This is a genomic window from Streptomyces sp. NPDC012888 (assembly GCF_042900645.1).
Taxonomy (GTDB): domain Bacteria; phylum Actinomycetota; class Actinomycetes; order Streptomycetales; family Streptomycetaceae; genus Streptomyces.
The window spans coordinates 238,810-260,523 of the sequence record NZ_JBIBBM010000002.1; the positions used below are offsets into that span (position 1 = coordinate 238,810).

Consider the following 21,714-nt stretch of genomic DNA (forward strand, 5'->3'; position numbering starts at 1 on the left):
GCACCGCCTTCCGCCACCCCTCCAGTGATCAAGGAAGGGTACTCCGCGCACGCACCCCCCTGCAGCCGGATGGCCCTTGTGACGAGCGCCTGTTGACCCATCATCGGATTCCCCGACAGTCCGCTCACCCGCATATCAGGTGGACGGCGTCACCCGGTAGGCCCGCGCCGACTTCGCACAAGGAGCCCCCCTTTCGGGGAAGATCTGGCTGGAGACCAACCGATGCCGGATCAGGAGTGGAAGAGTCGTTACCTATGCAGGTCTGGCCCGGACAGGCGTATCCCCTCGGCGCGACGTACGACGGCGCCGGTACCAACTTCGCGGTCTACTCCGAGGCCGCCCGACGCATCGAACTGTGCCTGCTCCACGAGGACGGTTCGGAGACCGCGGTGGAACTGCGCGAGACCGACGCGTTCGTCCGCCACGCCTACCTGCCCGGGGTGATGCCGGGCCAGCGGTACGGGTTCCGCGTGCACGGCCCGTACGAGCCGGAGCGCGGGATGCGCTGCAACGCGGCGAAGCTGCTGCTCGACCCGTACGCGCGTGCCATCTCCGGGTCCGTGTCGTGGGGGGAGGAGGTGTACGGGTACCACTTCGGCCGCCCGGACTCGCGCAACGACCTGGACTCGGCCCCGCGCACCATGAGCTCGGTGGTGGTGAACCCCTACTTCGACTGGGCCAACGACCGGCCGCCGCGCCACGAGTACCACGAGACGGTGCTGTACGAGGCGCACGTGAAGGGGCTCACGATGCGGCACCCGGACCTGCCGGACGAGCTGCGCGGCACCTACGGGGCGCTGGCCCATCCCGCGGTCATCGGTCACTTGGCCAAGCTGGGGGTGACGGCGCTGGAGCTGATGCCGGTGCACCAGTTCGTCAACGACCACCGGCTGGTCGACGACGGGCTGAGCAACTACTGGGGCTACAACACCATCGGCTTCTTCGCCCCGCACAACGGCTACGCCTCGGGTGACCGCGGCCAGCAGGTGCTGGAGTTCAAGTCGGCGGTGCGGGCGCTGCACGAGGCGGGGATCGAAGTGATCCTCGACGTGGTCTACAACCACACGGCGGAGGGCAACCACCTCGGGCCGACGCTGTCGTTCCGGGGCCTGGACAACGCCTCGTACTACCGGCTTGCGGACGATCCCCGGTACTACACGGACACGACGGGCACGGGGAACTCGCTGCTGATGCGCTCCCCGCACGTACTGCAGCTGATCATGGACTCGCTGCGGTACTGGGTGACCGAGATGCACGTGGACGGCTTCCGGTTCGACCTGGCTGCGACGCTGGCCCGGCAGTTCCACGAGGTCGACCGGCTGTCGTCGTTCTTCGACCTGGTGCAGCAGGATCCGGTGGTCAGCCAGGTGAAGCTGATCGCGGAGCCGTGGGACCTGGGTGAGGGCGGCTACCAGGTGGGGAACTTCCCGCCGCTGTGGACGGAGTGGAACGGCAAGTACCGGGACACCGTGCGGGACCTGTGGCGGGGTCAGCCGCGCACCCTGGCGGAGTTCGCGGGCCGGCTGACCGGTTCCTCGGACCTCTACCAGGACGACGGGCGGCGCCCGCTGGCCTCGATCAACTTCGCGACCTGCCACGACGGGTTCACCCTGCACGACCTGGTGTCGTACAACGAGAAGCACAACGAGGCCAACCGGGAGGGCAACCGGGACGGTGAGAGCCACAACCGGTCGTGGAACTGCGGGGTGGAGGGCCCGACGAACGATCCGGAGGTCCTGGAGCTGCGGGGCCGGCAGATGCGGAACTTCATCGCCACGCTGATGCTGTCGCAGGGGGTGCCGATGCTCAGCCACGGCGACGAGTTCGCCCGCACCCAGGGCGGCAACAACAACGCGTACTGCCAGGACAACGAGCTGTCGTGGGTGGAGTGGCCGGATCCGGGGAAGCCGCCGCCGGAGCTGCTGGAGTTCACGCGGCGGATGGTGTGGCTGCGCCGGGATCATCCGGTGTTCCGGCGGCGCCGGTTCTTCCACGGCCGGCCGGTGGAGGGCACCCACGACGAGCTGTCGGACATCGCCTGGTTCACCCCGGGCGGTGAGGAGATGCGGGCGCGGGACTGGCAGTCGCAGAACACCCGCGCGCTGACGGTGTTCCTGAACGGGGAAGCGATCTCCGAGCCGGGCAGCCGGGGCGAGCGGATCACCGACGACTCGTTCCTCCTGATGTTCAACGCGGGCCCGGACCCGCAGGAGTTCAGCCTGCCGGCCGGGCACGGCGACCAGTGGCGGTTGGTGGTGGACACGGCACGGGCGGAGGTGAGGCCACCCGGTACCGGGCCGCAGTTCGCGGCCGGGGACCGGGTGACGCTGACGGGTCGCAGTCTGGTGGTGCTTCAGCGGCCGGCGTAGGCGCCCCCGGGGTCCCCGGCGGCGGAGCCGGTGCCGGTCGGGGCACCCGACGCGGGCCCGGTGCCGGTGCCGGTGCCAGTCCCGGTGCCGGCGGGCGGCGCGGCGGGCGAGGCGCCGGTGCCGGCGGGCGGCGCGGCGGGCGAGGCGGTCTGCTGCGCCGGGATGAACGCGGTCACCGTGTGGGTGCGGCCGGCCGGGACGCGGGTGAGCAGGGCCAGGGCGAAGGCGGCTCCGGCGGCGGCCACCGCCACCGCGAAGGCACCGGCCGGTCCGTACCGCTCGGCGAGACGGCCGGACAGGGCCAGCGCCAGCGCCTGCCCGGCCACCAGCGAGCTGGCGGCGAAGGCCATCGCCTCGGCGAGCCGTGCCGGCTCCACGTGGCGTTCGGTCAGCGAGAACGCGGTGATCAGGTGGGGTGCGTAGGCGGCTCCGAGGACGGTGACGACGGCGTACAGGCCCCACAGGCCGCCGGTGAACAGCAGCGGCACGGACAGCAGCAGGGCGGCGCCGGTGGCGGCCCGCCAGCGCAGCCGCAGCCCGAACCGGGCCGGCAGCGCCCCCAGGGCCAGGCCGACGACGGCGCTGACCACGCCCATGGCCGCGTAGACGAGGCCGGCCTGGCCCGGGACCCCGAGCCGGTCCGTGAGCGCCGCGATGCCGGCCTGGCAGCCGCCGAACATGGCGCCCTGCAGGGCCAGGGAGGCCCGTACGGAGTACACGACCCCGGCGGGGCGGCGGCGGGGCGCGGCGTCCTTCGCCCGGGCCGGCGCGGGTGACCCCGCCGTGACGGACGCGGTGGGGTGCAGGGCGTAGGCGGTGCCGAAGGCGGCGACCAGGGCGGCCGCCACGCCGAGGGCGACGGCGGGGTGGGCGAGCAGCGCGGCCAGGCCGACGACGGCGGGGCCGATGACGAACGACACCTCGTCCAGGGTCCCTTCGAGCGAGTGCACGGCTCCGACGACCCCCTCGTCGGAGTCGGCGCGGTGCGCGAGGGCCACCGAACGGGTCCGCGCGAGCGGTCCGATCAGCGGGACGGAAGCGCCGGTGACGGCGCCTATGGCGGCCAGCGGGAAGGTGTCGAGGCCGGTGAGGGCGCCGGCGACCAGCGCGGCGGTGGCGAGGGCGTTGACGGCGGCCGCGGCGAGGACGACGGGCCGCTGCCCGTGCCGGTCGGCGAGCCGGCCGAGGACGGGCCCGCAGATCACCTGTCCGGCGGACAGGGTGCCGCCGACGACGCCGGCCGTGGCGAGGGAGCCGCTGGTCTCGGCGACCAGCAGCACGCTGCCGAACTGGGCCATGGCGACGGGCAGTCGGGCGAGGAAGGAGACGACGGGCAGGAGCGGCCCGGTCAGGGCGATGACTTGACGGTATGTGTGGACGGTTCGCAGCACTCACCGCACGCTAACGGAGTGCAGTCACCCGGATGCAGTGGGCAATGGCACGGAATCCTGCCGACTGGGTACGTACGTTCTCATGACCGAGCAGTACTCGATCCCGCGTCCAGGTTCCGGCCCCACGCTGCGGAGGGGGCCGGGCTCCACCTACCGGCTCCAGTTGTGCCCGGAGTTCCCCTTCGCGGCGGCCGAGAGGACCGTACCGTACCTGGCTTCGCTGGGGGTCTCGCACCTGCACCTGTCGCCCGCGCTCCAGGCCCGGCCGGATTCCGCGCACGGCTACGACGTGGTGGACCACGGCCGGGTGCGCGAGGAGCTGGGCGGTGAGCGGGGGCTGCGGGCGCTGTCCCTGACGGCCCGTCGGCACGGGCTGGGTCTGGTGCTGGACATCGTGCCCAACCACATGGCCGTGCCGGTACCGCTGCGGCTCAACCGCCCGCTGTGGGAGGTGCTGCGGGACGGCCCCGGGTCGCGGTACGCGCGCTGGTTCGACATCGACTGGGCGGCGGACGGCGGCCGCGTGCTGCTGCCGGTGCTGGCGGAGCCGCTGGACGTGCGGCGGCTCGCGGTGGAGGACGGGCAGGCCGGGGAGACCCTGCGGTACGGGGAGCACGAGTTCCCGCTGCGCGAGGGCACCGCGGGACTGCCGCTGCCCGAGCTGCTGGCCGCGCAGTGGTACCGGCCGGCCCACTGGCGGCAGGCCCGCACCTCGCTCAACTACCGTCGTTTCTTCACCATTTCGGACCTGATCGGGGTCCGGGTGGAGGAGCCGGAGGTGTTCGCCGCCACCCACGAGAAGGTGCTCGAACTCGTCCGCGACGGGGTGGTGGAGGGGCTGCGCATCGACCACGTCGACGGCCTGGCCGACCCGGCGGAGTACCTGCGGCGGCTGCGCGCGGCGGCGGGAGAGGACTGCTGGGTGGTGGTGGAGAAGATCCTCGGGCGTCACGAGGTGCTGCCGGCGGACTGGCCGGTGGCGGGCACCACGGGGTACGACGCGCTGTACTGGCTGGACGGCCTGTTCGTGGACCCGGCCGGTGCGGACCGGCTGGCCGCCCGGTACCGGGAGGTCACCGGCTCGGCGGACTGGGAGAGCACGGCGGAGGACTGCGCGCGGTCGGTGCTGACGGTGGACCTGGCGGCGGAACTGGCGCTGCTGACCGGGCGGGCCGGGCCCGGCCTCGCCGACGCGGTCGTCGAGCTGCTGGTCCACTTCCCCGTGTACCGGCCCTACCCCGGCGAGGGGGACACTGCCGCGTGGGCGGCGGCCGAGGCGGGTGCCGCCCGGGCCGGTGCGGACCCCGGCGCGCTGGCCGCCGTACGGGCGCTGACGGCGTCGGACCCGGCCTTCGCGGCCCGGTTCGCGCAGACCTCGGCGGCGTTGCGCGCCAAGTCGCTGGAGGACCGGGCGTTCTACCGGTACGCGCCGCTGCTGTCGGCGACCGAGGTGGGCGGCGATCCCGGCCGGCCGGCGGTGACCCCGGCGGAGTTCCACGCGTACGCCGCCCGGCTGGAGCGGGACTGGCCGGCCTCGGGGACGGTGCTGTCGACGCACGACACCAAGCGCAGCGCGGACGTGCGGGCCCGGATCGCGGCCCTGTCGGAGCGGCCGGACGCGCTGCGGGTGCCGGGCGGTCCGGCCGACCCGCAGCTCGCGTGGGTCGCCGCGCAGAGCGCGCTCGGGCTGGGGGCGGTGCCGGACGGGCCGCAGCGGCTGGCGGACGCGCTGCTGAAGGCGGCGAAGGAGGCTGCGCTGCGGACGAGTTGGACCGACCCGGACCCCTCGTACGAGGACGCCGTCCGCGCCCAGGCGGCGGCCCCCGGCCCGGTGACGATCCCGCCCGCGGATCCGCCGGCGGCACCACCGGCGGAGCCACTGACGGAGGCACCGGCGGAGGCGGGCCCCGGCTCCGGGGCGCCGGGTCCCGTACCGGGGCTGGCCGCGCTGGCCCCGGCCGTGCGGGCCAACACGCTGGGCATGGCCGCGCTCCAGCTGGCCATGCCCGGGGTGCCGGAGGTGTACCAGGGCTGCGAGGCCGAGTACCGGGCCCTGGTCGACCCGGACAACCGGCGGCCGGCCCGCTTCCATCCGGCCGCGCTCGCCCACCTGGACGGGGGTGGTGCGCCGCGCGGCCTGTCGGAGGAGAAGCTGGCCCTCACCGCCGCGCTGCTGCGGCTCCGCCGGGACCGGCCGGCCCTGTTCCGCGGCTACGCCCCGCTCGTCGCCCGGGGCCCGGCGGCGGACCACTGCGTGGCCTTCCTGCGGGGCGGCGCGCTGCTGGTGGCGGTGACCCGGCTGGCGCTGCGGCTGGCGGACGGCGGCGGCTGGCGGGACACCGTCCTGGACCTCCCCCCGGGCGACTGGCGCCCGCTGCTGCCCCACGCGCCGGCGCCACCCGGCCCGGGCCCGGTCCCGCTGGGCCGCCTGCTGGGCGACCACCCGGTGTCGGTGCTGCTCCGGCAGGACGCGGACCCGGCCCCGGGCCCGGACCAGGCCCCGTGACCCGGACCCGGACCCGGACCGGTCCCCGGGCCGGTCCCCGGACCAGGCGCCGGGCCCGGACCCCGGACGGCTCCCTGGCATGATCACCCGATGACCAGACGACCGCGCACGACCCCGTCCAAGGTGGCCGCCGACCGGGCCTCCCTCACCTCCTTCCTCGACTACCAGCGCGCCACCCTGGCCATGAAGTGCGAGGGTCTGACCGGCGAGGAGCTGAAGCGGCGGCCGGTGCCGACCTCCGGGCTGACCCTGCTCGGTCTGGTCCGGCACGCCGCGGCGGTGGAGCGGGGCTGGTTCCTGACGGTCCTGAAGGGCGACGCGGGCGAGCCGCTGTGGCCGGCCGTCGACGGCGTCCACGGGGAGTTCCTCGTGGCGGACGCCGACGTGGAGGCATCGTTCGCGGCCTGGGACGCAGCCTGCGCGGACTCCCGGGCGATCGAGGCCTCGTTCGGCTCGCTCGACGACACGGTGGGGTTCCGCGGGGAGGAGATCTCGCTGCGGTACGTCCTGACCCACATGATCGAGGAGTACGCCCGCCACAACGGGCACGCCGACCTGCTGCGCGAGGCGGTCGACGGGGCGACGGGCGAATAACCCGCGGCCCCGTCCAGCAGTACCGGGGGCGTGCGGCGGGCAGATCACCACCGTGACCCTCCTCCGAGACATGTGCTACCCCACCCCGGACGAACTGGCGCTGGCCGCCCGCGCCCTGGCCGAGGAGAACCCGCGGCTGGCCCGGCTCCGCCGGGCCGGGACGTCGCGGGGCGGACGGCCGCTGTGGCTGCTGACGGTCGGCGCGGGCGGGCAGCCGCGGCCGGCGCGGAACGTGCTGGTGGTCGCCGGGGCGCACGCCAACGAGCCGGTCGGCGGCCCGACGGCCCTCGCGCTGGCCCGCCGGGTCCTGCGCGACCCGGTCCCCCGCGACGGCTGCGGCTGGCACTTCCTGCTGTGCGCCGACCCCGACGGGGCGGCCCTGCACCGTACGCCGCGCCCGTACTCGCTGCTCGACTACCACCGGCACTTCTTCCGGCCTCCCGGGCCCGAACAGCCCGAGTGGGCGCCCTCTTTACTGCCCCCGGACCGGCTGCCGCCGGAGACCCTGGCGCTGACCGCGCTCATCGACGAACTGCGGCCGCTGCTCCAGGTCTCGCTGCACGGCACGGACCTCGGCGGCAGCTGGGTGCAGCTGACCCGCGAGATACCGGGGCTCGCGGAGCCGTTCGGCAAGTCGGCGGCGGAGCTGCGCATCCCGGTGGAGACGGGGGCCTCCGACGCGGCGGGCTGGCCGTCGCCCGGGCCCGGCATCTACGTGATGCCCGGCCCGGGCACGGACGGTACGGGTCTCTTCCACCCGGAGGACACCCGGCTCAGCACCTGGTACCACGCCCACCGGTACGCGGGCACCACCGCCATCGTGGAGGTGCCGATGTGGGCGAGCGACCTGGTCGGCGACCCTGCCCCGCACCCCGATCCGCGGCGGGCCCTGCGGTCGACGGCGGCCCGGCTGGAGCGGGACACGGGCGTGGTGTGCGACCTGCTGGCCGCCGCCCGCGCCGCGCACCCGGCGCTGGCGGAGCTGCCGGCGGCCGCGCCGCTGCTGCGTTCCGTCGACTGGACCCTGGCGCTGATCCCCCGGATCGCGGCGGAGTGGTCCGGGGCCGGGGCCCCGGCCGAGGCGACCGCCGCGTACGTCGGCAGCATCGACGCGTTCGGCCGGCGGCTGGCGCTGCGGGCCGCCGCGATGCTGCTGCGGGTGCTGCGTGCGGCCGGCCACCCGGCGGCTCCGGCACTGGACCGGCTCGTCTCCGGCTGGTGCGAGGAGTTCGCCGACGGGTTCGGGGCCCGCTGGGTCCCGGTGGCCACCCAGGTGGAACACCAGACCCGCACGGTCCTGGCGGCCTACGCCCGGCTCACGTCCACGGGGAGGCTGTAGCGGCGCTTGGGCAGGCCGGTGGCGCCGAGCCGGTCGTAGAACCGGATGGCGCCCTCGTTCCAGTCGGGGGTCTGCCACTGCACCTGCTCCGCCCCTACCTCGCGGGCGAGCTCGGCGACGGCCCGCACGAGGTCCTGGCCGAGGCCCTGCCCCCGCGCGCCCTCCGCCAGGTACAGGCAGTCCATGTGCAGGTAGTGCCGGGCGTCCCAGAAGGAGTACTCGGCGGAGCAGGCGGCGTACCCGACGGCCGTGCCCTCCGCGTCCTCGGCGATCAGCGCCCACAGCCGGGCGTCGGGGGCGAACAGCTGCGGCCCCAGCCGCTCGGCCAGTCCGGCCGCCCGCGGGGCGGCCTTCTCGTAGGCGACGTGCTCGTGAATCAACTCGACCAGCCGCGGCAAGTCCTCAGGCCGCGCGGCCCGCACCAATGACCCGTTCCGTTCCATCCCCCCATCCTCCACCCCGGCCGCGCCGCGGCCGGACCCGGGGGCGGTCAGCGGGAGGAGAGGCGGAAGGTCATCTGGCCGAAGCCGACCTGGTCGCCCTCGCGGACCACCGCGGAGCCGGTGACGCGGCGGCCGTTGACCGTGGTGCCGTTGGTGGAGCCCAGGTCGCGCAGGACCCACGTGCCGCCGCGGAGGGCGAGCTCGGCGTGGCTGCGGGAGACCGTCTCGTGGCTGAGGCGCAGGCCGTTGCCCGGGTCGCGGCCGATGCGGAGGGTCTCGCCGCCCGTCATCGGCAGCAGCAGCTTCGGGAGGCGTTCCGCCTGCCAGGCGCGCCGGATGCCGACCGAGACCGCGGAGACCTGCCCCACCCAGCCCAACACCCGCCGGGTCCAAGGGCTTTCGCGGCTCTCCCGGCCGGCCAGGTCGGCGGTCAGGGCGTACAGGTCCTCGGTGCGGCGGGCGACCAGGGCGAGTTCCATGCGGCGCAGGAAGGTGTCGTGCGACAGCTTGCCCTGGGCGGCGCCCTCCCGGAGCAGGCCGAGTGCCCGGTCCCGCTCGGCGTCGGACAGCCGCTGGCCGGGAAGCCCGGTGTTGCCGGGGTACACGGGGAACTCGAAACTCGACGTCACAGGGTGATTGTCGGCCCGTCGGGCCCGGAGTGTCCAGAACTCCCGGGCCGCGCCGGGGATGATGGCCCCGGCACCGCTCGCGACGAGGGGACGGAGAATCCGTGCAGTTCGAGGTGTGGGCACCGCAGTCGGCGCGCGTGGACTTGCGACTGAACGGCACCGACCGGGCCATGGCGCGCCACCCCGGTCCGGGGCGGGAGGGCTGGTGGCGGGTCGAGGCGGCCGCGGAGGAAGGGGACCGGTACGGGTTCCTGCTCGACGGCGGCCCGGAGGTCCGCCCCGACCCGCGCGGCCGCCGGCTGCCGGACGGCCCGGACGGGCTGTCGGCCGTACTGGACCCGGCCACCGCGTTCGGCTCGCTCGAGGCGCCGGCCGAGCGGCCTCCGGTACGGCTCCAGGACGCCGTCCTGTACGAGCTCCACCTCGGCACGTTCACCCCCGAGGGCACCTTCGACGCGGCCGCCGGACGACTGGGGCACCTGGTCTCGCTGGGCGTCACGCACGTCGAGCTGATGCCGGTGTGCCCGTTCCCCGGCCGCCACGGCTGGGGGTACGACGGGGTGGCCCCGTGGGCGGTGCACGAGCCGTACGGCGGGCCGGCCGGCCTCGCCCGGTTCGTGGCGGCCGCGCACGCGCACGGTCTGGGCGTGGTGCTGGACGTCGTGCACAACCACCTCGGCCCGTCCGGCAACCATCTCCCGGCCTTCGGACCGTACTTCACGGACGCGCACCACACCCCGTGGGGCTCGGCCGTGAACCTCGACGCGGCCGGCTCCGACGAGGTCCGCGCGTACCTGATCGGCAGCGCGCTGGCCTGGCTGCGGGACTACCGGATCGACGGGCTGCGGCTGGACGCGGTGCACGCGCTCGCCGACGACCGGGCGCTGCCGTTCCTGGAGGAGCTGTCGGCGGAGGTGGACGCGCTGGCGCGGGAGACGGGCCGTCCGCTGTTCCTGATCGCCGAGTCGGACCGGTGCGATCCGCGGACCACCGAACCGCGCGCCGCGGGCGGTCCGGGCGGGCCCGGCGGGCCCGGCGGCCTCGGCCTGCACGCCCAGTGGAACGACGACTTCCACCACGCCCTGCACTGCGCTGTGACCGGCGAATCCCAGGGCTACTACGGCGACTTCGCGGCCGCACCGCTGGCCGCGCTCGCCAAGACCATGACCCGGGTGTTCTTCCACGACGGCACCTGGTCCTCCTTCCGCGGCCGCACCCACGGCCGCCCGGTGGACCGCCGCCACACCCCCGCGCACCGTTTCCTCGGCTACGCCCAGACCCACGACCAGGTCGGCAACCGGGCCCTGGGCGACCGGCTCTCCCAGACGGTGCCGCCCGGCCTGCTGGCCTGCGCGGCCGCGGTGGTGCTGACCGGACCGTTCGTGCCGATGCTGTTCATGGGCGAGGAATGGGCCGCCGGCACGCCCTGGCAGTACTTCACCGACCACCCGGACCCGCGGCTGGCCCAGGCCGTACGGGACGGCCGGCGGCGGGAGTTCGCCGCGCACGGCTGGGCGGCCGCCGACGTCCCGGACCCGCAGGACCCGGCCACCCGGGACCGGTCCTGCCTGGACTGGTCCGAGCCGGACCGCGCCCCGCACGAGCGGATGCTGGCCTGGTACCGCACCCTGATCGCGCTCCGCCGCACCCAGCCGGACCTGCGCGACCCGGACCTGGGGGCGGTCCGGGTCGCCTACGACGAGGAGCGGCGCTGGCTGACGTTCCGCCGCGGGGACGTGCGGGTGGCGCTGAACCTGTCGGCGGAACCGGTGACGGTCGCGCTGGGCCGCAACGGGGTCCGGGTGCTGGCCGCGTGGGAGCCGGTGGAGCACCCGGGCGCGGACGGGCGGGTACACCTGCCGCCGAGGTCCGCGGTCGTCCTCGGGCCGTGACGCGCGAGGGGTGGGGCGGCGGCCCGGGAGTCCCCTGTTCCCCCGGGTCGCCACCGGTCTAAGGAGCCCCGGGAGCCCCGGGGGTTCCGGAGGCGTACAGGCGCCGCCCGAAGGCGTCGTACGCCTCGACGTACGGGCCGTCCGCGGCGGCTCCGGGGCCGCGGCCCTGCAGGGCCGTCGCCGCGTACCAGCCGTGGTCGAGGACCGCGTCGACGCTGACGTCGCCGTACCGCACCTCCACCCTGGCCACGTCCGGGCCGACGGTGCCGAAGTCGGCCCACCGGTAGGGGTGGCCGGCGCCCTCACCGGCGGGCCGCAGCCACCAGGTGCCGGCGGCGGCGCTGCGGTGCACCGGAGGGCCGCCTGGATTCCCGGGCGGCTGTTCCCCGAGCAGGTCGTACTCGGTGACGACGCCGTCCGAGATCCCGCAGCGCACCCCTTCGCCGGGCCGGTCCGGCCACACCGCGACCAGCCGGTGCCGCTCGACCACCCCGTCCGGGGCGGGCCCGGTGTCGTCGCGGTGGGCCAGCAGCAGCCGCAATCGTTCGGGCCGGCCGGCGTCCGGGTGGGACCCCTGCCGCAGGCAGTCACGGAGCCACACCGCGGCCTGCTCGTAGGTCACCCCGTCGGCCAACTGCCCCTCGGTGCGCGGCGGTCCGGGGCCGGGCGGCGGGGTGGGCGGGGCCTGCGCGGTGCCGGTGGCGGGCGGGGGCGGCGTGCCCATCACCACGGTGCCGGCCGGGCCGGCGTCCGGCTCCGCGGTGAGCAGTACCGCGGTGATCCCGGCGGCCGGTGCCCCGGCCAGGACGAGGAGCAGCGCGGTCACCGCCGCCCGGCGGCGGCGCCGGTCGGCGCGGCCCCGGCGGAGGATGGCCGGAAGCGGTGCCTGGCCGGGGCGCAGGGCGGCCGCGTCCTCGGTCATGAGCTCGCGCAGCCGCGCGGCGAAGGCGCCGTCGGCCCCCCGGTCACCGGAGCCCGGACCGCCGCGGACTCCGCCACCGTCTCCGCCACCGGGGCCACCACCGTCTCCGCCGCCGGATCCACCGCCGCGGGGTCCGCCGCCACCGGGCCTGCCGGGGCCGCTGCCGAAGCCGCCGGGGCAGCCGCCTCCGGGGGCGTGGACGGGCACCGGGACGTGGCCGCCGGTCCCGTCGCCGGCCGGCCCGGTCACCTGGCCGCCCCCGCCCGAGCCCGCGCGCCCTCGACGACCTGGTCCAGGCCCGGGCAGGCGCGCAGCTTGGCCAGCGCCTTCGAAGCCTGGCTCTTCACCGTCCCCGTGGAGCAGCCCAGGGCCGCCGCCACCTCCGCCTCGGGGAGGTCCTCCCAGTACCGCAGGACCACGACCGCCCGCTGCCGGGCCGGCAGGGTGGCGAGCGCGGCCAGCAGGGCGTACCGCTCGTCGGCCCAGGCGGCGGTGGGGTCGGGCGAGAGGGTCTCCGGCGGGACCGCGGTCAGCCGCTCGGCGACCCGCCGCTTGCGGAACCTGTCGTTGTTGCAGCTGACCAGCATCCGCCGCACGTACGCCTCCGGGCTGTCGGCGCCGAGGACGCGCCGCCAGGAGCGGTAGGCCTTGGCGAGCGCGGTCTGGGTGAGGTCCTCGGCGTCGTGCGGGTCGCCGGTCAGCAGGTACGCGGTGCGCACCAGGTGGGCCCAGCGCGCCCTGACGAAGGACTGGAACTCGGCCTCGTCGTCCTGCCGGCCGGGCCGGCCGTCGTGCGTCTGGTGCCCTGCCCGCATCCTTCTCACCCCCTCGCCCTCCAGACCACCGCCGGCGCCGGTCCGGTTGCCCGCGCGAGCGCCGAGTTCCGGCCATTTCCGCGGTGCGGATCCCGCCCCGCCGGTCGCGCATGCTGGGGGGATGGATCCCCATCTGCTCCGGACCTTCGTGGCCGTCTCCCGGCTCGGGTCGTTCTCCGCCGCCGCCCGCGAGCTCGGCTACACGCAGTCCGCCGTCTCCCAGCACATCGCCGCACTGGAGGCCGACCTGCGTACCGGGCTGCTCACCCGGCGGCCGGTCGGCCCGACGCCGGCCGGGGTGCGCCTGCTGGAGCACGCCGGGCCACTGCTGCTGCGGCTGGACGCGGCGCGGGCCGACGTCGCGCGGCTCGCGGCCGCGCCGCCGGACACGCTGGTGCTGGCCGCCTCGCCGCTGGCGGTGGGGCCGCGGCTGCTGGAGGTGCTGCCCGCCGCCGGGGTGACCCTGCGGGTGCTGCCCCGGGCGGAGGTCCCGGCGGCCGTCGCCACCGGCGGCTGCGACCTCGGGCTGGTCGACGGCCCGGCCGCGCCGAGCGATCCGCTGCGGCTGCCGGACGTGGCGCCGCTGGGCGTGGCGGGTGTGGCCGAGGAGGAGCTGGCCGTGCTGCTGCCCGCCGGCCACCCGTTCGCGCGCCGGGCGTCGGTGCGGCTGGAGGACCTCGCCGACGCGCGCTGGATCGACGCCCCCGACGCCGGGATGCCGCTGTCCGGTGTGGGGGGCGCCCTCCGCTCGGCCGGGCCGCGGCCCTCGCTGCGCTACGAGGGGACGGACGTGCGGGCGCTGTGCGCGCTGGCGGCCGCGGGACACGGCCTGGTCCTGCTGCCCCGCCGGGTCGCGGAGGCGGCGGGGGCGGGGGTCGCCGTGCCACTGGCCGCCCCGCGCCTGGTGCACCGTACGGAGCTGCTGTTCCCCGGTGGTCTCACCGGCGCGGCGGCGGCGCTCGCCGCCGTGCTGCGGGACCCGCCCGGAGCGTGATCAGTGCTGCTTATCGGGGATGCAGAAACGATCGTTGGACGTGAACGGACGGGCCCGCACACGATGGGCGCATGACCACGAACGCTCCGGCCACGGCCAGGATCGCCCTCGTCGGCGACCGCTCCCCGCACGTCACCTCCCACACCCGCGTCCCGCTCCTGCTCGACGCGCTCGCCGTCCAGGACGGGCTGGTCCTCGACGCCTACTGGATCCCCACCGGCGACGCCGCGGCCGAGGCCGCCTCGGGCGCCCTCGCCGCCTTCGACGCCGTGTGGGTGCTGCCCGGCAGCCCGTACGCCAGCGAGGAGGGCGCCCTCGCCGCCGTGCGCACCGCCCGCGAGGAGGGCATCCCCTTCCTCGGCACCTGCGGCGGGTTCCAGCACGCGCTGCTGGAGTTCGCCCGGGGCGTGTGCGGGCTGGCCGGTGCCGCGCACGCGGAGAACGACCCCTCGGCGGCGGACCCGCTGATCGCGCCGCTGGCCTGTTCCCTCGTCGGCCACGAGGGGCTGGTGCGGCTGGAACCGGGCTCCCTCGCCGAGAGGGCGCTGGGCGCGGAGCGCTCCCTGGAGCGCTACCACTGCAACTACGGGCCCGACGCCAGCCGGCTCCCGCTGCTCGCCGAGCACGGCCTGCGCTTCTCCGGGCACGACGAGGACGGCCGGGTGCGGATCGCGGAGCTGCCCGGCCACCCGTTCTTCCTGGCCACCCTGTTCCAGCCCGAGCTGTCCGGGGACGGCAGCCGGCCGCACCCGCTCGTCCGCGCCTTCGCGGCCGCCGCCGTGGCGCACGCCCGCGCGCGGGTGGCGGCGTCCGTCCCGGCGGCCCGGTGACTCCCGCGGGCGGGTGACCCGGGCGGGTCCCGCCGGGCTGGTGGCGCCGCCGCCCCGGCGCGGGGTCCCTCCGCCGATCCGCTATGCTGTGCGTGCACATCGAACGGGCGGTACGCCGCCCTTCGCGGTGGGTGTAGCTCAGCTGGTAGAGCACCTGGTTGTGGTCCAGGTGGCCGCGGGTTCGAGTCCCGTCACTCACCCTTTCCGTCCCGTGGGGGCACGAGGTCTTCCTCGTGCCCCCACGGGCTTCTTCGCGTTCGCCGCCGCGGGCCGGCCCGGGGCCCGGGCCCGCTCAGATGCGTTCGAGGACGATGCGCTGGAGGGTGAACCGCCCCTCCTGGAGGAAGCGGAGCGCCGTCCGCTGCTCGGAGATGATGGCCGACACCGTCTGCGGGCCGACGAGTTCGGCGCCGCGTTCCCGGAGGGCCTCGGCCCGCTCCGTCCAGGCCCGTACGGTGGCCACGCCGTCGGCGGGGTCCTTCCGGGCCGCGACGATCCGGAACAGCCCGCTGGAGGCCTCGTTGAGTTCGGCGAACGTGGGCAGGCAGGTCTCCGGGTACACCTTGCGGGAGGCCTGCCAGCCCTCCCAGACGTTCCGCAGCCCGCCGATCACCGCGTCGGGCCCGCGCCGCGGCGCGGCCCCGGAGGGCAGCACCAGCGAGCGCAGCCAGCCCCGGTCGTCCCAGGCGTTGGCCTGGATCGACATCCGCCCGCCCGGCCGGAGCCAGGAGTGGCTCCGCTGGAAGAACTGCCGGTAGCGGGCGACCCGCGTGGACCGCCACAGGGTGTTGCCGGCGAAGTGCTCCACGGCCTCGATCGCGATGATCGCGTCGTAGGGGGCCTCGGGTTCGTGGTCGAACCAGTTCTCCACCCGGATCTCGCAGCCCGGCCAGTCCTGCTCGCGCGCCCAGGCGGACTGGCTGGGGCTCATGTTGAGGCCGACGGCCCGCTTGACGCCGTGCTCCTCGACCAGCCGGTGGACCATGCTGCCGTAGCCGCAGCCGACGTCCAGCACCCGTTCCGCGCCGATGGCGCGCGCCGCCTCGGCGTGGTGGTCGAGCTTGCGCAGCTGGGCCTGCTCCAGCGTGTCGCCCGGCTCCCACAGCGCGTAGGAGTACACGAGCCGGTCGCCGAGGATCAGCTGGTAGAAGTCACCGAGATAGTCGTACTGATGCACGATCGCATCGACCGACGTGCCCTTGTAGGCCGTCTTGCCTCCACGCACCACCGAAGGACCGCCTTCCCGCCCCCCAACCGAATCACGGACCCGCCCACCCAAGCACGGCCGGGGCGCTCCCGTGGGGCCCCACACCGGGCCGCCCCCGAGGCCCGCCTGATCGGCGGCGGGGGCGGACCCGTGTCCGGCCGGTCGCCGGGGCGGGGGCGCTCAGGAGTGGAGGAAGCCCTCCACGGCGGTCACGAACGCGACCGGGGTCTCGTGCGGCGGGTAGTGGCCGGTGCCGGGGAGGACGCGGACGCGGCAGTCCGGGTACCAGGCGGCCCAGGTCTCCCGCATGACGTCGGCGGTCAGCGCGAGGTCGTACTCCCCGGCCAGGACGAGCACGGGGACGGGGTTGCCCTTGACCGCGCCGGCCAGGTCCAGGGTCCGCCAGCTCTCCAGGTAGCCGGCGAAGGCCTCGCGGCGGGACACCTCGAGGGAGTGGGCGACCATCCGGTCCAGCCAGCGGCGGCTCGCCCGGTTGCCGGTGACCAGGTCGAGGATGGCCCGGCGGTTCTCCGCCGAGCCGGCGGCGCCCTGGAAGAGCGCGAGGGTCTGCTCGTCCATCTCGTAGGGGGCGGCGGGGACGGGCGCGAGGCCCACGAGTTTGAGGACCCGGCCGGGGGCCCGGACGAGTACCTGCTGGGCCGCTTTTCCGCCCATGGAGTGGCCGATCAGGGAGAAGGTGTCCCAGCCGAGCTGGTCGGCGAGGGCGAGGACGTCGTCGGCGATCTCGGGGAGGGTGTGGCTGCCGGGTACGTCGATCCGGTCGCCGTAGCCGCGGTAGTCGAGGAAGGCGTAGCTGAACCGCTCGGGGTCGAGGTAGTCCAGGACGGATCCCCAGTTGGCGGAGGTCCCGAACCAGTCGTGGAGCACGATGACGCGGACCGGGCCGCGGCCGATGCGGCGGTAGGCGATGCCCATGGGTTCTCCCTGCGGGGCGGGGGGGTCGGACTCGGACGACGGGTGTCCTGCCCAGCCGGACCCGTTCCACACCGCCGCGCACGGCCCGGCACCCGGTGCGGCGGTGCCGCGCCCGCCGCGTTGACGCGTGCGTCGGTGCGGCGGGCGCGGCCCTTCTCCTGACGGGCCGTCTGACCTGCGGGCCGCCGGGGTCGACCGGCGGGGTCGGGCGGTGGGGTCAGACCGTGCGGATGGCGGGGTCGGAGACGCTCGGCGCGCCCGTCTCGACCCGGCCGGCGAACCGCCGCAGGAAGGTGGTGTCGAGGTCGGAGACGACCTTGACGTCGTACCAGCGCCCGGTGGTGCGCAGGTCCACCGTGTGGGCGGCGGTGGCGCCGGCCGCCACGCGGAGGGTCTGGGAGGTCCCGCCGTAGGCGTTGGTGACGGTCAGGTTGACGGCGGTGGTGCCGGTGTTCCGGAGGGTGAGGGCGAGGTTGCCGGTGGTGCCGTCGTGGCGGGCGGTGACCTCGGGGCCGGCCTTCTTGGCCGGGCCGCGGAAGGTGCGCAGGAAGCCGTTGGGGCCCCAGACGGTGAGGTCGATCGTGTTGCCGGTGGCGCTGGAGGTGCTCCAGGTGTCCGACAGGGTCTTGCCGGCTTCGACGGTGTAGGGCCAGGGGCCGTCCGTGCGGTTGCCGGAGGTGATGTGGAAGTGGGCGCCGAGCTTGGGGCCTGAGGAGAAGGTGAGGGTGAACTTGCCCGTGGAGGTGGTGCGGGCGCCGTCGACGTAGGGGGCGTAGCCGAGGGCGCGGGAGGGCTTGGAGCCTGCTTCCTGCCGCGGCAGGCTGCCGGTGGCGGGCGGGGTGGGCACGTAGTCGGGGTGCCGGTCGTGGTCCGGCGGGAGGTAGGCGTCGGTCGACGGCAGGGCCGCCGGGGCCGCGTCGCTGGTGGCGAAGTCGAAGGCGGAGGTCAGGTCGCCGCAGACGGCGCGCCGCCAGGGCGAGATGTTGGGCTCGTGGACGCCGAAGCGCTTCTCCATGAACCGGATGATCGAGGTGTGGTCGAAGGTCTCGGAGCAGACGAAGCCGCCCTTGCTCCAGGGGGACACGACGATCATCGGGACGCGCGGCCCGAGGCCGTACGGGCCGGCCGCGTACCCGCCGCCGCCCTTGTACAGCTCGGTGCTGACGTCGGCGGTGGACAGGCCCCAGGCCGCGGAGGCCGGCGGGTACGGCGGGACGACGTGGTCGAAGAAGCCGTCGTTCTCGTCGTAGGTGATGAAGAAGGCGGTCTTGGCCCACACGGCGGGGTTGGAGGTGAGGGCGTCGAGGACCTGGGAGATGTACCAGGCGCCGAAGTTGACCGGCCAGTTGGAGTGTTCGCTGAACGCCTCGGGCGCGGCGATCCAGGAGATCGCCGGCAGGGTGCCGGCCCGCACGTCGGCGCGGAGCCGGTCGAAAAGGCCTTCGCCGGCCTTGGCGTTGGTGCCGGTGCGGGCCTTCTCGTAAAGGGGGCTGCCGGGCTGGGCGTTGCGGTAGGTGTTGAAGTAGAGCAGGGAGTTGTCACCGTAGTTGCCGCGGAAGGCGTCGTTGATCCAGCCCCAGTGTCCGGCGGCGTTCAGGCCGTCACCGATGTCCTGGTAGATCTTCCAGGAGACGCCGGCCGCCTCCAGGCGCTCGGGGTAGGTCTTCCAGCCGTAGCCGAGCTCCTGGTTGCCGAGGACCGGCCCGCCGCCGACGCCGTCGTTGCCGGTGTAGCCGGTCCACATGTAGTAGCGGTTGGGGTCGGTGGCGCCGATGAAGCTGCAGTGGTAGGCGTCGCAGACGGTGAAGGCGTCGGCGAGGGCGAAGTGGAACGGCATGTCGTTCCGCGTCATGTACGCCATGGTGTTCGCGGTCTTGGCGGGCACCCACTTGTCGTACTTGCCGTTGTTGTACGCGGCGTGGCCGCCGGCCCAGTCGTGGTTGAGGCCTTCCAGGAACTGCATGCCGAGGTCCTCGGCGTCCGGGTGGAACGGGAGGACGTCCTTGGTCCCGTTCGACTGGTGGAAGACGGACTTGCCGTTGTCCAGGAGGACCGGGCGGGGGTCGCCGAAGCCCCGGACGCCCTTCATGGTGCCGAAGTAGTGGTCGAAGGAACGGTTCTCCTGCATCAGTACGACGATGTGCTCGACGTCCTGGATGGTCCCGGTGGCGCCCTGCGCCGGGATGGCGGCGGCCCGGGCGATGCTCTGCGAAAGCATCGCGAAGGCGGCGGTACCGCCTGCCATCTGGAGGAACCGGCGACGGTTGACTTCTGCCATGGGGTGACGACCTCTGCGGTGAGGGTGGCGGGGAGGGGCGCCACAAGGACAGCGCCCGTCCGGTACCACGCGGCGGCACTTGCATGACGGCCCGTCGTACAGCTGGCGAACGACCGGCACGTCATGCATGGTTCGAGGACCGTGGAGGCAACCGCACGGGCCGGTGCAATGGCCGGATTGCGCTCCCACCCGGCCGGGGGATCTGCTGGAATGACCTCCCGTACGCGGGCACGGCGCGCGCGCCGCACCCGGACGCGCGCGGACGGCGTCCGGTACACGGGGTGGACGGCGCACGCGAGGACGCGTGCGCCGCGCGCGGGGCACGGGGGGACCGGGGCGGATGGCTGGGCGGGAATTCGGGCATGCGCTGGGCCCGCGGCAGGCCCTGCCCTGGCTGCCGGCCGCACCGCTCGTCCCCGGATACGGGGCCCTCCTCGCCCGGCAGCGGGCGCTGGGCCTGCGCCACCTCGGCGAGCTGCTCGCCCCGCCCCGCAGCGGCGTCCGCTTACGGGTCCTGGACGGGGTGTTCACCGTCGGCCCGGGCGGCGCCGACCGGCCCCGGCACGTCGGCGTGGACGCCCTGCGCGCGGCCGGGCGGGCGGCCGGTGGCACCGGCCGCGAGCTCGCGGACCGGCTGGCCCGCCTCCAGCGGGAGGACCCGGCCGCACTGCGGCGCGTCCTGCTCTACCAGCTGACCGCGCTGCTGCACGCCGACCCGCACGGCGGCCGGGCCGAAGCCGCGGTCGCGCTGGGCGTGGATCCCGCCGAGGCGCCGGCCCTGGCCGGCGCGGCCGCCCGGCAGCCGCGGCCCGGCCCGGAGCAGCGGGCGGCCGCCGAGCGCCTGGAGCAGGAGTGGCGTGCGGGCCGGGTACGTACCGCCGCCGCCCTGGCCGCCGCACTCCCGGCGCACGGCTGGGCGGACCCGCTGCTGGCCGCCCGGTTACGCGGCCTCGCGGACCGGGTCCGGGCCGCCGACGCGGCACTGGACACCGCCCGGCGCCGCGAACGGGACGGTGCGCCCGGCCCGGCCGGGGCCGCCTACGCCGAGGCCGCCCGGCTGGCCGGTGACTGCCCCCGAGCCGCGGCCGGTCTGGTCCGTACCGCCGGGCCCGGCGACGTGCTGGCCGCCGAGCCGGGAGCCGGCGGGGTCCGGCTGCGGCTGCCGGCCGGCGGTGACTGGCGGGTGGTCCGCCTGGTCCGCGGCGAACCGTCCGGGGCTCCCGTCACGCCGCTGCCCGGGCGGCCGGACGGAACCGGGGCGCTGCTGGACCGGCGGGCCCCGCTGGGCCGTGAGGTGCGCTACGTGGCCGTGGACGCCGGCCCGGCGCGGGCGTGGCGGGTGTCGCCCCCGCTGCTGGTCGCGCCCGAAGCCCGGGAGCTGGCCGTGGCCGACGGGCCGGGGCGGATCGAGGCCCGGTGGACGCTGCCGGACGGCGCGGTGGGCGTCGAGGTGGCCCTGCTGCACCCCGGCGGTGCCGTCGACCGGCGCTCCCTCCCGGCGGGCGGGGACGCGGAGTTCCGTGCCGAAGGGCTGGTGCCCGGCGCGTACCGGCTCCGGGTGCGCTGCCGGTACGCGCCGCCCGGCCGGCCGGCGGTCCGCTCCGCCGGCATCGAGACGCCGGTCGCCCTGCCCCCGTGGCCCGCGCCCGTCCGCACCCTCTCCGCCGAACCGCGGTCCGACGGCGGGGTGCGGCTGTGCTGGACCGGCGCCGAGGACGCGGCCGAGGTCCGGCTGGTGGAGTGGCCGGAGCCGGCGCCGGAACCGGGGACGGGATTGCGCGGCACCGCCGGACTGCCCGCACCGCTGCCGTGGGTGCCGGCCGGCGGCGGACCGGCCGTGCCCCCGCCCGGGAGCCTCACCCGCGTCACCGCCGTGGCGGTGCTCGGCGACCGGGCGGTGGCCGGGCCGGGCGTACTGGTGGAGTCGCCCGCGCCGGTGTCCGGGCTCATCCTGACCCGAGTCCCGCCGGACCTGGTGCGGGTCCGCTTCGACTGGCCCGAGGGCGCGGGCACGGTGGTGGTGGTCGCCGAGCAGGACGGCCGCCGCACCGAACGGACCGTGGCCCGCGCCGTGTTCCTGCGGCAGGGCCTCGAACTGCCCGTCGGTCCCTCGGCGGCGCGCATCGGCGTGTGCGCGGCACCGCGCGAATCCACGGCCGTGGTGGTGGTCCCGGCCGGCCCGGACGGCACGCCCGGTGCGTGGCTCCCGCCCGAGGTGCTGATCTCGTACGACGTGCTGCCCGGCCGGCGGCGCCGGCTGCGGCGCGGTGCGCCGCTGGTCCGGGTCACGCTGGCCGCGCCGGGCGGCGGGCCCGGTCCCGGCCTGCCGGACTTCGCGCTGGTCGCCCGTCCCGGGACGGGTCCGCGTCCGGTGCGGCCCCGGGACGCGGGCGACGGGGTCACGGTGTGCCGGGTCGGCGGGGCCGAGCTGGCCCTCGCCGGCGCCGTGGAACGCGAACTCCTCCCGGGGCCGCCCGCCCCGTACGCCCTGCGCGGTTTCCTGCTCGGCGAGCGGGCCGCCTCCGTCCGGCTCGCCGAGCCTTCCCCGACAACCCTGGTGGTCCGCTGA

General features: G+C 75.8%; 16 protein-coding genes and 1 tRNA gene. 9 read left to right on the plus strand and 8 right to left on the minus strand.

Going from position 1 to position 21,714, the window contains the following annotated elements:
- Nucleotides 1-254 precede the first annotated feature (254 nt).
- Entirely contained in the window at nt 255-2,369 is a 2,115-nt protein-coding gene (glgX, locus tag ACFY61_RS03520; RefSeq protein WP_389466423.1) for a glycogen debranching protein GlgX, read from the plus strand.
- Here glgX and ACFY61_RS03525 read toward each other — a convergent pair.
- Nucleotides 2,354-3,760 carry an MFS transporter gene (locus ACFY61_RS03525; protein ID WP_389466425.1) on the minus strand — a complete coding sequence of 469 codons (1,407 nt, stop codon included), beginning with the start codon at nt 3,758-3,760 and terminating at the stop codon, nt 2,354-2,356. The genes glgX and ACFY61_RS03525 overlap by 16 nt on opposite strands.
- 82 nt (nt 3,761-3,842) lie before the next feature.
- On the opposite strand from ACFY61_RS03525, the gene treY reads away from it, so the two are divergent.
- The 3 genes from treY to ACFY61_RS03540 all read left to right on the plus strand — a co-directional run bounded on the left by treY (nt 3,843) and on the right by ACFY61_RS03540 (nt 8,199).
- The gene (treY, locus tag ACFY61_RS03530; RefSeq protein ID WP_389466427.1) at nt 3,843-6,266 is read left to right on the plus strand and encodes a malto-oligosyltrehalose synthase; all 2,424 of its coding nucleotides are present in this window, start codon (nt 3,843-3,845) and stop codon (nt 6,264-6,266) included.
- 90 nt (nt 6,267-6,356) lie between these two features.
- Entirely contained in the window at nt 6,357-6,860 is a 504-nt protein-coding gene (locus ACFY61_RS03535) for a DinB family protein (protein WP_389466429.1), read from the plus strand.
- A gap of 52 nt (nt 6,861-6,912) precedes the next feature.
- On the plus strand, nt 6,913-8,199 hold the full coding sequence (locus ACFY61_RS03540) for a M14 family zinc carboxypeptidase (protein WP_389466431.1): 1,287 nt from the start codon (nt 6,913-6,915) through the stop codon (nt 8,197-8,199).
- On the opposite strand, the gene ACFY61_RS03545 is transcribed toward ACFY61_RS03540, so the two are convergent.
- Both ACFY61_RS03545 and ACFY61_RS03550 read right to left on the minus strand, forming a co-directional pair.
- Nucleotides 8,166-8,642: a GNAT family N-acetyltransferase gene (locus ACFY61_RS03545; RefSeq protein ID WP_389466433.1), complete on the minus strand. Its 477-nt coding sequence runs from the start codon at nt 8,640-8,642 to the stop codon at nt 8,166-8,168. The genes ACFY61_RS03540 and ACFY61_RS03545 overlap by 34 nt on opposite strands.
- A gap of 47 nt (nt 8,643-8,689) precedes the next feature.
- Nucleotides 8,690-9,271 (minus strand): FHA domain-containing protein, encoded by a 582-nt coding sequence (locus ACFY61_RS03550; protein ID WP_389466435.1) that lies wholly within the window; start codon nt 9,269-9,271, stop codon nt 8,690-8,692.
- A gap of 101 nt (nt 9,272-9,372) precedes the next feature.
- Between ACFY61_RS03550 and treZ the strand changes: the two genes are divergently transcribed.
- Nucleotides 9,373-11,163 (plus strand): malto-oligosyltrehalose trehalohydrolase, encoded by a 1,791-nt coding sequence (treZ, locus tag ACFY61_RS03555; RefSeq protein WP_389466437.1) that lies wholly within the window; start codon nt 9,373-9,375, stop codon nt 11,161-11,163.
- A gap of 58 nt (nt 11,164-11,221) precedes the next feature.
- On the opposite strand, the gene ACFY61_RS03560 is transcribed toward treZ, so the two are convergent.
- On the minus strand, nt 11,222-12,334 hold the full coding sequence (locus ACFY61_RS03560) for a hypothetical protein (protein ID WP_389466439.1): 1,113 nt from the start codon (nt 12,332-12,334) through the stop codon (nt 11,222-11,224).
- Complete coding sequence (locus ACFY61_RS03565) at nt 12,331-12,900, minus strand: SigE family RNA polymerase sigma factor (RefSeq protein WP_389466442.1); 570 nt, start codon at nt 12,898-12,900, stop codon at nt 12,331-12,333. The genes ACFY61_RS03560 and ACFY61_RS03565 overlap by 4 nt, the downstream gene beginning before the upstream one ends.
- Nucleotides 12,901-13,021: 121 nt before the next feature.
- Here ACFY61_RS03565 and ACFY61_RS03570 point away from each other — a divergent pair, with 121 nt between their 5' ends.
- The 3 genes from ACFY61_RS03570 (at nt 13,022) to ACFY61_RS03580 (ending at nt 14,924) form a co-directional block, all read left to right on the plus strand.
- Complete coding sequence (locus ACFY61_RS03570) at nt 13,022-13,894, plus strand: LysR family transcriptional regulator (RefSeq protein WP_389466444.1); 873 nt, start codon at nt 13,022-13,024, stop codon at nt 13,892-13,894.
- A gap of 71 nt (nt 13,895-13,965) precedes the next feature.
- Nucleotides 13,966-14,724: a hypothetical protein gene (locus tag ACFY61_RS03575; RefSeq protein ID WP_389466447.1), complete on the plus strand. Its 759-nt coding sequence runs from the start codon at nt 13,966-13,968 to the stop codon at nt 14,722-14,724.
- A gap of 127 nt (nt 14,725-14,851) precedes the next feature.
- Nucleotides 14,852-14,924: transfer RNA gene (locus tag ACFY61_RS03580), tRNA-His, on the plus strand.
- Between the two features lie 92 nt (nt 14,925-15,016).
- On the opposite strand, the gene ACFY61_RS03585 is transcribed toward ACFY61_RS03580, so the two are convergent.
- The 3 genes from ACFY61_RS03585 to ACFY61_RS03595 form a co-directional block, all read right to left on the minus strand.
- The gene (locus ACFY61_RS03585; RefSeq protein ID WP_389466449.1) at nt 15,017-16,036 is read right to left on the minus strand and encodes an SAM-dependent methyltransferase; all 1,020 of its coding nucleotides are present in this window, start codon (nt 16,034-16,036) and stop codon (nt 15,017-15,019) included.
- A gap of 75 nt (nt 16,037-16,111) precedes the next feature.
- Nucleotides 16,112-16,867, minus strand: coding sequence for an alpha/beta fold hydrolase (locus ACFY61_RS03590; protein ID WP_389466452.1), 756 nt, complete (start codon nt 16,865-16,867; stop codon nt 16,112-16,114).
- A 217-nt stretch (nt 16,868-17,084) separates the two neighbouring features.
- Nucleotides 17,085-19,145, minus strand: a complete 2,061-nt coding sequence (locus tag ACFY61_RS03595; protein ID WP_389466454.1) for a phosphocholine-specific phospholipase C — start codon at nt 19,143-19,145, stop codon at nt 17,085-17,087.
- Nucleotides 19,146-19,485: 340 nt separating this feature from the next.
- Between ACFY61_RS03595 and ACFY61_RS03600 the strand changes: the two genes are divergently transcribed.
- Nucleotides 19,486-21,714 carry a hypothetical protein gene (locus ACFY61_RS03600; RefSeq protein ID WP_389466457.1) on the plus strand — a complete coding sequence of 743 codons (2,229 nt, stop codon included), beginning with the start codon at nt 19,486-19,488 and terminating at the stop codon, nt 21,712-21,714.

What these genes read in the sequence shown, in the direction of transcription:
- glgX (WP_389466423.1), top strand. Translation starts at nt 255, where the DNA reads ATGCAGGTCTGGCCCGGACAGGCGTATCCCCTCGGCGCGACGTACGAC.
- treY (WP_389466427.1), top strand. Translation starts at nt 3,843, where the DNA reads ATGACCGAGCAGTACTCGATCCCGCGTCCAGGTTCCGGCCCCACGCTG.
- ACFY61_RS03535 (WP_389466429.1), top strand. Translation starts at nt 6,357, where the DNA reads ATGACCAGACGACCGCGCACGACCCCGTCCAAGGTGGCCGCCGACCGG.
- ACFY61_RS03545 (WP_389466433.1), bottom strand. Translation starts at nt 8,642, where the DNA reads ATGGAACGGAACGGGTCATTGGTGCGGGCCGCGCGGCCTGAGGACTTG.
- ACFY61_RS03565 (WP_389466442.1), bottom strand. Translation starts at nt 12,900, where the DNA reads ATGCGGGCAGGGCACCAGACGCACGACGGCCGGCCCGGCCGGCAGGAC.
- ACFY61_RS03570 (WP_389466444.1), top strand. Translation starts at nt 13,022, where the DNA reads ATGGATCCCCATCTGCTCCGGACCTTCGTGGCCGTCTCCCGGCTCGGG.
- ACFY61_RS03575 (WP_389466447.1), top strand. Translation starts at nt 13,966, where the DNA reads ATGACCACGAACGCTCCGGCCACGGCCAGGATCGCCCTCGTCGGCGAC.
- ACFY61_RS03590 (WP_389466452.1), bottom strand. Translation starts at nt 16,867, where the DNA reads ATGGGCATCGCCTACCGCCGCATCGGCCGCGGCCCGGTCCGCGTCATC.
- ACFY61_RS03595 (WP_389466454.1), bottom strand. Translation starts at nt 19,145, where the DNA reads ATGGCAGAAGTCAACCGTCGCCGGTTCCTCCAGATGGCAGGCGGTACC.
- ACFY61_RS03600 (WP_389466457.1), top strand. Translation starts at nt 19,486, where the DNA reads ATGGCTGGGCGGGAATTCGGGCATGCGCTGGGCCCGCGGCAGGCCCTG.